This is a genomic window from Stenotrophomonas maltophilia group sp. vghtpe118 (genome assembly GCF_052605195.1).
On the sequence record NZ_CP199672.1, the window covers coordinates 2,895,652 to 2,908,327 of the forward strand.

A 12,676-nucleotide genomic window follows, 5' to 3' on the forward strand; every position below is an offset into this window, starting at 1 on the left:
CCCCAGTGCTGTTCAGCTGCCGGAGGGCAACCACAGCAGCAGCGCCGCGCCCAGCGCGATGCGGTAGAGGGCGAAGGCCGTGAACCGGTGCGACTTGATGTAGCCCATCAGCCACTTCACTACGACGAAGCCGGTGATGGCCGCGGCAAGGAAGGCCACGCCCACCTCGGTCCAGTTCTCGCTGCCCAGCTGCCCGTCCCTGGCCAGTTCCAGGAAGGTGTAGGCGCTGGCGGCGAACATGGTGGGAATGCCGACCAGGAACACGAACTCGGCGGCAGCGGCGCGGCGGCTCAGGCCCAGCAGCATGGCCAGGAAGATCGCCGAGGCCGAGCGCGAGGTACCGGGGAACACGCCCGCCACCACCTGCGCCAGGCCGACGCCGATCGCCACGGTCCAGGTCACCTGGTCGCGGTCGGGCAGGCGCGCGGTGTAGGCCTCCACCAGCAGCATCCAGACGCCACCGATGATCAGTGCCCAGGCCACCGGGCTGACCGTCTCCGGCAGCGACCAGCCGGCCTTGCGCACCACCAGGCCGACCACGGCGGTGACCAGGAAGGCGGCGCCCAGCTTGAACACGTACTCACGGTTCTCGCGTTGGTTCAAGCCGGTGGCCAGCTGCAGCAGGCGCTGGCGGAACACCAGCACCACGGCCACGATCGCGCCAGCCTGGATGACGATGTTGAAGAAGTCCGAGCGGGCACCCAGCCAGTGCTGGGCGATGAGCAGGTGGCCGGTGCTGGAGATCGGCAGGAATTCGGTCAAGCCTTCGAGGATGCCCAGCAGCAGGGCGGAGAGCAGGTCGGACATGGACGGTGCGGGCACGGGCGGCGGAAGGAAGGAGGTCGAGAGGATAGACGATCCCTGCTGCACCAAACGGGTGCGTCTGATGGCGGGTGCACCGGTTTGGTGCGCACCGTTCTGCACCGGCGCGGAGCAGCCATATTGAAATCAACAACTTGCGGGAATCAAAAAGTTGGCACGGTCATTGCTGTACCTCAGCAGGCATTCATCCCCATCCGAGGTCGTACCGATGTCCGTGGAAAACGTTGAGAAGCTGATCAAGGACAACCAGATCGAGTTCGTCGATCTGCGTTTCGTGGACATGCGTGGCGTCGAGCAGCACGTCACCTTCCCGGTCAGCATCGTCGAACCGTCGCTGTTCGAAGAAGGCAAGATGTTCGACGGCAGCTCGATCGCCGGCTGGAAGGGCATCAACGAATCGGACATGGTGCTGCTGCCGGACCCGTCCAGCGCGTACGTCGATCCGTTCTACGCCGATCCGACCATCGTGATCAGCTGCGACATCCTCGATCCGGCCACCATGCAGGCCTATGGCCGCTGCCCGCGCGGCATCGCCAAGCGTGCCGAGGCCTACCTGAAGTCCTCCGGCATCGCCGAAACCGCGTTTTTCGGCCCGGAGCCGGAGTTCTTCATCTTCGACTCGGTCCGTTTCGCCAACGAAATGGGCAACACCTTCTTCAAGGTCGACTCGGAAGAAGCGGCGTGGAACAGCGGCGCCAAGTATGACGGCGCCAACAGCGGCTACCGTCCGGGCGTGAAGGGCGGCTACTTCCCCGTCCCGCCGACCGACACCCTGCACGACCTGCGCGCGGAAATGTGCAAGACCCTGGAACAGGTTGGCATCGAAGTGGAAGTGCAGCACCACGAAGTGGCCACCGCCGGCCAGTGCGAGATCGGCACCAAGTTCAGCACCCTGGTGCAGAAGGCCGACGAGCTGCTGCGCATGAAGTACGTCATCAAGAACGTCGCGCACCGCAACGGCAAGACCGTCACCTTCATGCCCAAGCCGATCGTCGGCGACAACGGCAGCGGCATGCACGTGCACCAGTCGCTGTCCAAGGGCGGCACCAACCTGTTCTCCGGTGACGGCTACGGTGGCCTGAGCCAGCTGGCGCTGTGGTACATCGGCGGCATCTTCAAGCATGCCAAGGCCATCAATGCCTTCGCCAACTCGGGCACCAACAGCTACAAGCGCCTGGTGCCGGGCTTCGAGGCGCCGGTGATGCTGGCCTATTCGGCCCGCAACCGTTCGGCGTCGTGCCGCATTCCGTGGGTCTCCAACCCGAAGGCGCGCCGCATCGAAATGCGCTTCCCGGATCCGATCCAGTCGGGCTACCTGACCTTCACCGCGCTGATGATGGCCGGCCTGGACGGCATCAAGAACCAGATCGACCCGGGTGCACCGAGCGACAAGGACCTGTACGACCTGCCGCCGGAGGAAGAGAAGCTGATCCCGCAGGTCTGCTCCTCGCTGGACCAGGCGCTGGAAGCGCTGGACAAGGACCGCGAGTTCCTCAAGGCCGGCGGCGTGATGAGCGATGACTTCATCGACGGCTACATCGCGCTGAAGATGCAGGAAGTGACCAAGTTCCGCGCGGCCACCCACCCGCTGGAATACCAGCTGTACTACGCCAGCTGACCGGGCGCGATGGCGGTGGGTTCCCCCTCCCACCCGCCGCCATCGCCTCCGTTCTCGCGGCTGGGGAGCCGCAAGGCGGGCGCAGGCCCGCCGTTGTAGAGCGGGTCGCTGGCCCGCTGCAGTACAGCGGACTGCCGGTCCGCTGAAACAGGGGCAAGAGAGACCGGATACGCGACCAGGGCTGCCCTCCCTCCCGCGTCGGTCGTGCAAGGAGAGAGGCACGGCCGTCCCGGCCCTGTACGTGTCCGGTGCAACAGCCACGGTCATCACCCTGATGACCCGTGGTTGCCTGATGCCAACGCGCGCTGGCGCGCTGGCCCCATCCACCCTCGGGACATGCGCATGAAACTGATCTCCGCCATCATCCGACCGTTCAAGCTCGACGAGGTCCGCGAGGCCCTGTCCGATGCAGGCGTGTCGGGCATCACCGTGACCGAAGTGAAAGGTTTCGGTCGCCAGAAGGGCCACACCGAGCTGTATCGCGGCGCCGAGTACGTCGTCGATTTCCTGCCCAAGATCAAGATCGAAACGGTGGTCACCGACGAGCGTGCCGACGCGGTGATCGAAGCGATCCAGTCGTCGGCAGGCACCGGCAAGATCGGTGACGGCAAGATCTTCGTCACCGCCGTTGAACAGGTCATCCGCATCCGCACCGGCGAAATCGGTGCCGACGCGCTGTAACCCCCTTCCGGAGATTCCCCCCATGAAGATGCGCCTTCTCACCGGGTGGCAAGCCCGGTTCCACCTGGTGTGCCTGCTGATGCTGCTCAGCGCGCTGGCCGCCGGTGCCTGGCCGGGCAGCGCCCACGCCCAGGCCCAGGTCTCGCCGTTGCCGAGCGAAAGCGTGGCGGTCGAGCCGTTGCACGATCCGGCCGCCAGCGCCGCTGCGCCGGCCGTGGCCGAAGCGGCCGCCGCGTATGATCGTGGCGACGTCGCCTGGATGCTTACCTCCACGTTGCTGGTGCTGCTGATGGTGGTGCCCGGTCTGGCCCTGTTCTACGGCGGACTGGTGCGTTCGAAGAATGTGCTGTCGGTGCTCAGCCAGATCCTGGTGGTGTTCTCGCTGGTGCTGCTGCTGTGGGTGGCCTACGGCTACAGCGCGGTGTTCAGTGCGGGCAATCCATTCTTCGGTTCGTTCACCGAGTTCGCCTTCCTCAAGGGCTTCACCCCGGAGTCGGTGGGCAACACGCCGATCAAGGGCCTGCCGGATTACCTGTTCGTCGCCTTCCAGTCGACCTTCGCCGGCATCACCACCGCGCTGATCGTCGGCGCATTCGCTGAGCGCATCAAGTTCCGCGCGGTACTGCTGTTTTCGGCGTTGTGGTTCACCCTCAGCTACATCCCGATGGCACACATCGTCTGGGGCGGCGGCTACCTGGGTGAACTGGGCGCGATCGACTTCGCCGGTGGCACCGTGGTGCACATCAATGCGGGCGTGGCCGGCCTGGTCGGCGCGTGGTTCGTCGGCAAGCGCCTGGGCTACGGCCAGACCGCGCTGAAGCCGCACAACGTGCCGTTTACCTACATCGGCGCCATGCTGCTGTGGGTGGGCTGGTTCGGCTTCAATGCCGGTTCCGCCGCCGCCGCCGATACGGTGGCCTCGCTGGCCTTCCTCAACACCGTGCTGGCCACCGCTGCTGCCGTGCTTGGCTGGACCCTGGTGGAGGCGATCGGCAAGGGCAAGCCGTCGGCGCTGGGTGCGGCGTCGGGTGCGGTGGCCGGGCTGGTCGGCATCACCCCGGCCTGTGGCACCGTCGGGCCGCTTGGCGCGATCGTGATCGGCTTCGTCGCCGGCGTGGTCTGCGTGTGGGGCGTGACCGGTCTCAAGCGCCTGCTGAAAGTGGACGACACTGCCGACGTGTTCGGTGTGCATGGTGTCGGCGGCATCGTCGGCGCGATCCTCACCGGCGTGTTCAGTGCACAGTCGCTGGGCGGTACCAAGGCCGATCTGGATATCGCCCATCAGGTGTGGGTGCAGGTGGTCAGTGTCGGCTTGACCGTACTGTGGTCGGCGGTGGTGACCGCGGTCATCCTGCTGGTGGTCAAGGTCGTGGTCGGTCTGCGCGTGACCGAAGAGGCCGAACGCACCGGCCTGGATGTGACCTCGCACGGCGAGTCTGCCTACGAGGCCTGAGGCATGACGGGCGGCCCTGCGGGGCCGCCTGCCACCGCCATGGTGGATGCCGACCGTTGGTCGGCACTTCTACTGTTCTGCTGGGTGCCAAGCTTGCTTGGCACTGCCGGCGACTCAGCCACGCATGGCGTGGCTCTACCGTTCCTGCTTCAATGGCTGTCTGCAGGCGTGCGTGTTCGCCTCCAACGACTTCGATGGACTACAGAACGGAGCAGGTGTGATCCAGGCGACATCCGCAGCAGTGATGGAAGACATCGAATGGTATGTCTACCTGCTGACCCTGGACGACTACAGTCCGCATGCATTCGTGGGCGGCGTGGCTGGCGCAGCAGATCCAGAGCGCTGGAGCTTCGCCGTGGAGCTCATCTATCGCTGCCTTTCCGCCGGTCTGTGGCGGCTAACTTACGGCCTGCCTGCGGAGCTCGGGCTTCCCAGCATCGATGCCTTCTGCCACAAGCTCTCGGTTGTCCGTCCGGATCAGCTTTCCGACGAGGGGCAGGTGCTGTGGCTGGATACCTACATGGAAGCGACGGAGCTGTGCCTGGATCTGGTCTCGCGTTACCTGCGTTCGCAGTCGAGCGGTGAGACGACTTTTCATCCAGGATTCCAGGATGAGATCGAACGGCTGTTCTCCGATGCCGGAGTGCCCTGGAGTCGTGGGCCTCTGTTCCCCATCGCCTGAAGCGCCTTTTGCGGAACGGCTTCTCGTAGAAGGTGCCCTTTTCCTTCAAGCTATGCTCTGGATCAGGACGACCTGTCCCGTTGTCGGGGCGGGTGTCGCCCCAGATTCCGAACGGCGACCAGCGCGCAAGGAGCAGGCGTGAACTATTTCAGACTCCGTCCATGCAGCGGCATTGGCAGCAAATGGGTGCTGGATGATGTGGATCATGTGGACAACTTCGGTGCTGCACTGATCGTCAGTGAGGGAGTGAAGTCACGCCTTGAGCGGGCAGGCGTGATTGACGTGATCTTTGATCAGGTTGGGTAGACTGGAAGTGGGACAGGGGTTTCCGTTGCGGTACCAGGGAATGGGTTTCGAATGACTATCCATGCAGTTCTTTTCCCCTACTGGACCGGCGATTGCCACGTTCCTTCCGGAGAAGAGAAGATCGGTGACGCGCCGGTCATCCACCACGGGCAGGGGCGGGGTGTCGGTGAAATCGCAGCGTGGCTGGATGGAGACTTCGGCCATCTCGGCCGCGGCAGCGAACTGCGGACCCGCAGTGCCTTTGCTGCGCCCACAAAGGGTGACGAGGGCAGCGCATGCGTCCACTATGGAGAGGGGCATGCCGTCCTGCGGGCAGCCGATTTCTTCCTGGTGTATTCGCGATGGAACTCCCAGGACGTCGTCTTGTTGACGCGACCCCAGATATTGGCTTTGCTTGAGGGCTATGCAGTGTTTCGAAGCATGAATCCGCAGAAGAAGCATCGTCCGCCCGTGCCGTTTGCCATCGAGTACGAGGCCGAGGGTGAAGAGGCGATCCGATGGTTCACACAGGCCGGGGGCTGCTTCGACCCGGAGATGGATGCTGGGCCGGAGTACTGAATGACAGCTATGCGGCTCCAGCACCCTGATACGCCCGCGCATGTGCGCTGCGCGAAGGAACGGCATGGAGGGCATGAGGCGTGGATCGCGGAAATCTGTCCGGGCAGCGTATGCATCGGTCATTGATCGGTACGGGTTCAGTCAACTCGAACGGAGACGGGAATGTAGCGCAGGTAGGTGGACCTTGCTTCTATCAAGCGTCAGCGCACTGGCCCGGCTTTTCCTGCTCGCCCTTTGGGGTGTGGTCACTTTCAATCGGAACACCGACAACTCCCTCGGAATCTACGAGTTGTCCACTCCGGGTGTAGAAGCGCTCTTCTGGGGCTGCTTCTTCGGGCAGCCCATGCTGACCGTGGTGATGTTCATCCGGATGGCATTGCGGGACCGTTCCGCGTTCTACGAGATCCCACTCGCGATCGCGATCGCGGTCTGGGGCCTTTTTTCTGTACAACCTGTCGTTCTTCAGAAGCTGAGCGGCATGCCGGCCGGCCGAGCGCCGGCCTGACCAGGTCGCGCAGTCCATGGTTACAATCTGCCCATGATCAGCTCCCGCCCTCTGATTACCGCACTGCTGGCGCTGACGGCCTGCACCGCCACCGCGCAGCACAACCCGCTCGCCACCTCGGTGCCATCGCCCAACCACAACGCGCGCACGCCGATCATCAAGGTTGCGGCCGAAGCTCACTACTTCATCCGACAAAGTGGTATGGACGATGTGATTTCTGTAAGGATCAGGAATCAGTGAGTACTGAGCGCATTGCAATCCATCTCCAGGCACGGCCTGACAGATCCATCTCGATTGCCGAGAGGCATCTCCATGTCATGGATAGGATGTCGGCAATCGAGTGCCCATTGGGATTCCGTGGTCTCGAGCTGCCCCCTGTACCCGACGTGGAGAAGAACTGCTGGCAAGCTATGAGATCAAGACTGGACTGAAAGGTCTGTCGATCATCGGTACAGGTGGCCCGGGCGCGAGTACGCGGATGTGGCTGCGTTGGACGAGATCATTCTGTATGGGTTCGGAAGCAGCAACAAGGCACTGGACTATCCGGGCGTTCTGAGGAACGGCGTCGCTTCTGTTGCCGAGGCGTTCGGTGCGTACAGAGTGAAGGTCACGTGCGGTATGTATTCGATGGACTATCAGGACGGTGTGGGCCGAGAAGGGCCAACACTTGAGGATCTGAAAGCTGCTGGAGTCAAGATGTCGATGGGAGGAAGAACATCCTGACGATGTACCCTGCCCAGTTCTGGGATGCCGGTTTTGCAGCGACGCGCTTGGGTTCGGACCGGAGGAGGTTTTCTCCAGGCTTGAAGGCAAGGTTGATAAGGTGGAACTGACAGCGAGTGGTGTCCACATTCTCCTGAGTTACAGGGTTGATCTTTCCTATGGGGCAATCGCCGCACAAAAGCGCTTCAGGGTTTGCAATAGTCCGGAGCGTGACGGGATGACCCTACTGGCTACGTAACGCGCCTCGTCGATCCGAGCACCAGCAGTCTGATCAACATCACGGTGCCTGGAGCACATGCATTGGATCCGGGCTTTGTGTTCCGACAGGTGCTTCCGGATGGATTCGGTGGATTCTCAGTCTCAACCAGAGGCTGGGGTACGGGCTCGCGCCCAATGTGCAACTCGAATTCGTGGGCCGATAGAGAAGTGTGGAGTCCCAATACGCGCGATATTGGTAGCGAAGTTGGCAAGTTGCAGTGGCCTTGGAGTACTTTTCCCTCAAGGCAGAAATGCATGAGCTACCGGGGCCCTGATGGAAAGATGGTGGAGGTTTGCCAGTGAGTGAGCGTGAGTTGGGGGCAAAGATTGTGTCTGTGATTGCCAGTTCCGTGCTTGGAGCGGCTCTATTCATAGGCATTCCGCTGAGTTCTCGGATAGGCAGCTTTTCGCAGGCTGCAATTTTCACATCGCTGGTTTGCGCCATAGCCGCCGTGTTGGGCCTCATCTTCGGTGTGCCCGGGGTTATGCTTGTGGATAAATTTCTTCCGCGGTTCAAAGCTCGTCATGTTGTAGCTGCACCAATCTGTGCCTTGTTGGCGTGGCTCGCGTTCGAGGGTGCCTTCTCTCCTGGCGCTTGGATAAAGGTCTGGACCAGTCCTTCCTTTTGGTTTGGGTGGGCTCCCAGGCGCGCTGGCATCATGCTTTTCATCGGGTTGGCCGTGGGTGCCTTCTACATGTTGATCTGGCCGCGGATTGGACGAATGTTGAAGGTCAACACGGCCTTGTGACTGAGGGCGATGGAATCGGGTGCCTGTGCGCAGCAAGGTGGCGGCGGCAAACAGCCAGGCAAACAGCGGCGCGGGGAAGTGGGGCGCCTCGATGAGTACAACCGTGCACTGAACGCAGTGACGACGGCGCTGGTGGGTGGTGTGGCGGGACAGGGCGCTGGTCAGGTCGCGTCCAATGCACTGGCGGCCTATGCCGCTTACTTCATCGGCAGCAAGCTGGACCCGAACCACGGCAGCGATCCCAATGCGACTCTGCAATTGCTGTCGCATGCGATCTTGGGTGCGCTGCTGGCGGAAGCCAATGGTGGCAATGCGGGAACCGGGGCGTTGTCCGCGGCCGGTGGCGAGTTGGCCGCGAAGGTGCTGACCAATACGTTGACCGGCGGAGACCCCTCCAAGCTGAGCCCGGAACAGAAGGAGGTGGTGCTGGCGCTGTCGCAGGTGGTGGGTGCGCTGGCGGGTGGGCTGTTGGGTTGGTGCCTTGGCTGGCGGAATACCAGCGGGCATGCGTCTTGCAGGCAGGAATCGTTTGGAAATGGCGGTGTTGGGTCCTGTCTCTGCAATGCCCAGCATGCTTCTACGCTCGGGGGGCAAGTCCGGAAACAATTCCCGCAACCAATCAAATTGGATCCCTTGCATGGGATGTGGTGGAGCTGCGGTCGCCTTGGCCCGAAATCAACACGCTCTCGAAGTGGGGTGACAAAGGACCCGGCAGCAGTGGGGCGAGGCGTTCCTCAGCCCAAGCTTGTGACATTGTGGGAAAATCTACTTCTGACCGATGTCAAGTTCTCAAAGGATCAGTCCAGATACAGTGCGGATCAGACGCAAACAGACGTTTCCGTTGGTGATGCGATCGGAGCTCTTTATGGTAATGAATATTCCACGGCCGTTTCCAAGGATGGGGCAGTGGTCGTTTTGCAGAAAGGTAACAATATCTACAGGACCTATCCGAGTTCCTCTTCCGATGCTGTCCCATCTGCATCGCTCACCATTTCTGACCGGAAACAGCCTGTTCTGAAGATTGGTTTCGTCGGGAATGAAAATGGAAAATGATTATCTTCTTGAAATAAAAGAAAAGGTGGCGGGATTCGTTCCTCGTCTGGTTGATCTTGAAATGGATCTACCGCAAATGGTTTTTAGGGGGGCTGGCTGGCGCTTCAGGTTCTTTGAGAGGCCAGTTCTGTTGGATGATGACGTTATGTCAAATTTAATTGAAAGTTCATCAAGAACTTTTGGTTCAGGTATTTTTGTAAAATTCTCTCGATCGTCTGATTTGAATTCAGTTTTGGTGATTGATAATTCTTGCGTCGGGCGGGCATTTGATTCGGCCGCTGATGCTTATGAAGATAATTTGATGGACCTAGGATATCCTGTCATCTTTGGGGATCTGGAGGGGCGTTGGATCGGCTTTGAAAGTGTTTGCGAGGAGCTGGGTGTCCTTGCAGTTAGAGATTCGATCCAAGCACATGAGTTTATATCGAATCTTGGTGAGGGATTGATTTCGGTTCGTGATTTGCAGGCGTGGGCCGTGGATGGAGGCGACCTTGAGAAGGCCGCAAGAGCTTTCCTGGCAGCCTACAATGATTGAATTTTAATGGTTGATGGCGGTGTTATCTTCGGCGCCTTCGCACGGGTCAAGTCGCCCTTGACCGATCTGCTCAACAGCGTCGACGCCGCGCAAGTCTGACGGTCGCCTGCAGAAGATGCAGGGGCTTGCCGCCGAACGAGAAGTGGAATCTGGCAGATGTGTCTACGTTGCAACTCGGCCTGACGGTTCAAAGTTTACTCTGCGAAGCTTCTCTTCATCAGCCCAGCAGACAGGCGCAATGTGGACTACTGAAGTCAGGCATCCTCTGATTAGCAACAATAGAATCGTGGAGATCAAGTTCAAATGATGACTGGCGCGATCAGGAATGTTCTTCATTACTCCTATGGATACTCCATGGGAGTCCTATGGAGAAATATGAATATGGAGTTTGAGGGGGGCGGTATGAATTTTGAGCAGCAGACGGAAGAGTTCTTCTCGATGCTTAGGATGTTGATGGAGGAAGGGAAGCTGAAGCTTGCCTCGGATGGTGTCTTCGCCGATGGCGAAATCGATGCGCAATTGTGTGTTATGCGTCACGCTTGGCCTGCTACAAGAGATCAGGAAGATCTCGATGAGGATGGATTCTGGTTTCTTACGGATGCTCCGTTTGGATTGGTTTGGATCACGCCTGAGGGAGACGCCTGGACCTGATTTGAGCGTGGACTTCATCGGGTACAGCCCTTGAATCAACTCGCTTGGCGTGAACAAAAGCGGGGTAGTGTTTTGAAGCCAAAGTCCACTCTTGCGAGTGACTTTTCAGGATTCCGGATCGCGATGGCGCGGTGATCTAAGTGCCGGGTGGTGTATGTATCTACTGTCGAAGGATGATTGCTACCCACATGCGCTGTTGGGCGACCTCGCAAAGGAGGGGGCACAAACAGCAGTTGATGCCGAAGCGGGGGAATGAAGCAATCTACAACGAGGCAATCATCAAGTCGGGCTGCAGATCTATGGATGAAAGAATTAGAAAGCTCTGCGCTGAGATGTCTGCAATGGACGCTACGGCCGCATCAGAGTGGTTGATGAGTTACGCGCCATTGAAATCGGACAATTATCGGGATGCATTTGTTCTGATGAAGTGCCGCTCTTGGCCAAGGGCAGAGCAGAAGAAGCTGGCAAACTACTATTTGCAGGGTGTTCCTTTTGCGAGCTCATATCCCTACGAGGTGTTTCTTTCGTTTATGTCGGTGAGATCGTTCTTGAGTTGTCTTGATGCTTTCATTCCAGAGGCCGGTGCCTATCGTGACCTTCTTGCCTACCATATTGGTCCAGTTCTGGATCGGGCTGGAAAGAATGATTCGGATCGGGCGTTGATTGCGGAATTCATGGGTAAGATCAGCGGATAAGAGGATCATTGCGTCCGATTGCCCGATAGGCGGATGAGACCGCTCTGCCGCAGCACAAGATCTTTGATGATGGCGCCGCTATAAAGGTTCGACGATGAGCATTTCGCTCGAAGTCGAGGTCGGTTCCAGCCTCGAGGTCGTGCTACAAGCCTTGGATTCTATCCAGTTCGCATATTCCGATGATCTGGACAAGCTACAGCGGTATCTCCCAGCGTCCAACACGGGATTCGGTTTCCGTATCGTTGAACCGCCGGAGGCTGTCGTCGCGGAAGGGCAGGAGGCCGAGTGGCGTGTGGCGCTGATGGGTTCGTTCCATTTCCGCGCAGGCGGATTTGAATGCGCTTGGGAGGAAATTTGCCGTTTCATCAAGCGCTATGCTGCGGCATGTGAATCGCGGTTCGTGCTTTCCTTCCAGTTCGAGAGCATCTATGCCGCAAGATTTGGGCAGGATCTGATCTTTCCGGGTCCTGCTGCCTCGTAGTGCCGCTTCGCTCTTTCCATGTGATTCGCTACATCTTCATGATCAGGCACAGCCATCAGCACGCGGACTGCGGAGCCACCGGCGATGTCGATCGGTACGCTGCGTCGAACCACGGCCGCAGTCCATGGTTACAATCTGCCCATGATCAGCCCCCGCCTTCTGGTTTCCGCACTGCTGGCGCTGGCCCTTTCGGCCTGCACGGCTACCGCGCCCGTACAGCACAACCCGCTCGCCACCTGGGTGCCGTCACCGAACCAGAACGCGCGCACGCCGGTCATCATCGTCATCCACCACACCGAGCAGAAATCGGTGCAGCAGAGCCTGCATACGTTGCGCACGGCCAACAGCGGTGGGCCGGTCAGTGCGCACTACCTGATCGGCGCCGATGGCCATCGTTACCAGCTGGTGGCCGATGAGCGCCGCGCCTGGCACGCTGGGGCCGGGCGCTGGGGCACCATCACCGATCTCAACTCGGCTTCGATCGGCATCGAGCTCGACAACGATGGCCGCAGCCCGTTCAGTGCGGCGCAGATCGAATCGCTGATCGTGCTGCTGCGCGATCTCACCACGCGCCTGAACATTCCGCCGCGCCAGGTGATCGGCCATGCCGACCTGGCGCCGACGCGCAAGCAGGATCCGAGCCGGTTCTTCCCATGGCAGCAGCTGGCCGAGGCCGGATTCGGCGTCTGGCCGCGTGCGGCCGATGGTGCTGCGCCGGAAGGCTTCGATGCGTGGAATGCGCTGGCCCGCTTCGGCTATCCGCTGGACAACCGTGAGGCCACCGTTGCGGCCTTCCACCGCCGTTTCCGTGGTCGCGACGACCTGCCGAAGACGCTGGATGCCGAAGACGCCCGCATCCTGCACTCGCTGCTGCTGCAGACGCCGTGATCCGGCGCATGAACGCTT

General features: G+C 60.4%; 16 protein-coding genes. 15 read left to right on the forward strand and 1 reads right to left on the reverse strand.

Translation table 11 applies throughout. The annotated features are described in order from the left end of the window. Positions 1-12: 12 nt before the first annotated feature. On the reverse strand, positions 13-807 hold the full coding sequence (locus ACUDTM_RS13145; RefSeq protein ID WP_065195965.1) for an undecaprenyl-diphosphate phosphatase: 795 nt from the start codon (positions 805-807) through the stop codon (positions 13-15). Positions 808-1,030: 223 nt separating this feature from the next. Here ACUDTM_RS13145 and glnA point away from each other — a divergent pair, with 223 nt between their 5' ends. The 15 genes from glnA to ACUDTM_RS13220 all read left to right on the forward strand — a co-directional run bounded on the left by glnA (position 1,031) and on the right by ACUDTM_RS13220 (position 12,658). Further along, entirely contained in the window at positions 1,031-2,440 is a 1,410-nt protein-coding gene (gene glnA, locus ACUDTM_RS13150; protein WP_005420964.1) for a type I glutamate--ammonia ligase, read from the forward strand. A 342-nt stretch (positions 2,441-2,782) separates the two neighbouring features. Next, positions 2,783-3,121, forward strand: coding sequence for a P-II family nitrogen regulator (locus ACUDTM_RS13155; RefSeq protein WP_004134334.1), 339 nt, complete (start codon positions 2,783-2,785; stop codon positions 3,119-3,121). Positions 3,122-3,143: 22 nt separating this feature from the next. Further along, positions 3,144-4,574, forward strand: a complete 1,431-nt coding sequence (amt, locus tag ACUDTM_RS13160; RefSeq protein ID WP_439426513.1) for an ammonium transporter — start codon at positions 3,144-3,146, stop codon at positions 4,572-4,574. 124 nt (positions 4,575-4,698) lie between these two features. Further along, positions 4,699-5,256, forward strand: coding sequence for a hypothetical protein (locus ACUDTM_RS13165; protein ID WP_072167378.1), 558 nt, complete (start codon positions 4,699-4,701; stop codon positions 5,254-5,256). Between the two features lie 138 nt (positions 5,257-5,394). Continuing rightward, complete coding sequence (locus tag ACUDTM_RS13170) at positions 5,395-5,562, forward strand: hypothetical protein (RefSeq protein ID WP_176698774.1); 168 nt, start codon at positions 5,395-5,397, stop codon at positions 5,560-5,562. Positions 5,563-5,613: 51 nt separating this feature from the next. Next, positions 5,614-6,120, forward strand: a complete 507-nt coding sequence (locus ACUDTM_RS13175) for a hypothetical protein (protein WP_072167377.1) — start codon at positions 5,614-5,616, stop codon at positions 6,118-6,120. 184 nt (positions 6,121-6,304) lie between these two features. Next, on the forward strand, positions 6,305-6,625 hold the full coding sequence (locus tag ACUDTM_RS13180; protein ID WP_072167376.1) for a hypothetical protein: 321 nt from the start codon (positions 6,305-6,307) through the stop codon (positions 6,623-6,625). A gap of 33 nt (positions 6,626-6,658) precedes the next feature. Beyond that, a complete protein-coding gene (locus ACUDTM_RS13185) occupies positions 6,659-6,865 on the forward strand; it encodes a hypothetical protein (RefSeq protein WP_227836873.1) in 207 nt (68 codons plus the stop codon). Positions 6,866-7,114: 249 nt separating this feature from the next. Next, complete coding sequence (locus ACUDTM_RS13190) at positions 7,115-7,348, forward strand: hypothetical protein (RefSeq protein WP_141653567.1); 234 nt, start codon at positions 7,115-7,117, stop codon at positions 7,346-7,348. Positions 7,349-8,364: 1,016 nt separating this feature from the next. Continuing rightward, the gene (locus tag ACUDTM_RS13195; protein ID WP_227836874.1) at positions 8,365-9,408 is read left to right on the forward strand and encodes a VENN motif pre-toxin domain-containing protein; all 1,044 of its coding nucleotides are present in this window, start codon (positions 8,365-8,367) and stop codon (positions 9,406-9,408) included. Then, a complete protein-coding gene (locus tag ACUDTM_RS13200; RefSeq protein ID WP_141653566.1) occupies positions 9,398-9,943 on the forward strand; it encodes a hypothetical protein in 546 nt (181 codons plus the stop codon). Before ACUDTM_RS13195 ends, ACUDTM_RS13200 begins: the two co-directional genes overlap by 11 nt. 375 nt (positions 9,944-10,318) lie before the next feature. Further along, positions 10,319-10,594: a DUF596 domain-containing protein gene (locus ACUDTM_RS13205; protein WP_188241384.1), complete on the forward strand. Its 276-nt coding sequence runs from the start codon at positions 10,319-10,321 to the stop codon at positions 10,592-10,594. Between the two features lie 173 nt (positions 10,595-10,767). Next, positions 10,768-11,289 carry a hypothetical protein gene (locus ACUDTM_RS13210; RefSeq protein ID WP_141653565.1) on the forward strand — a complete coding sequence of 174 codons (522 nt, stop codon included), beginning with the start codon at positions 10,768-10,770 and terminating at the stop codon, positions 11,287-11,289. 94 nt (positions 11,290-11,383) lie between these two features. Continuing rightward, on the forward strand, positions 11,384-11,770 hold the full coding sequence (locus tag ACUDTM_RS13215) for a hypothetical protein (RefSeq protein WP_072167372.1): 387 nt from the start codon (positions 11,384-11,386) through the stop codon (positions 11,768-11,770). Positions 11,771-11,911: 141 nt separating this feature from the next. Next, positions 11,912-12,658 carry an N-acetylmuramoyl-L-alanine amidase gene (locus ACUDTM_RS13220; RefSeq protein WP_072167433.1) on the forward strand — a complete coding sequence of 249 codons (747 nt, stop codon included), beginning with the start codon at positions 11,912-11,914 and terminating at the stop codon, positions 12,656-12,658. Positions 12,659-12,676 lie beyond the last annotated feature (18 nt).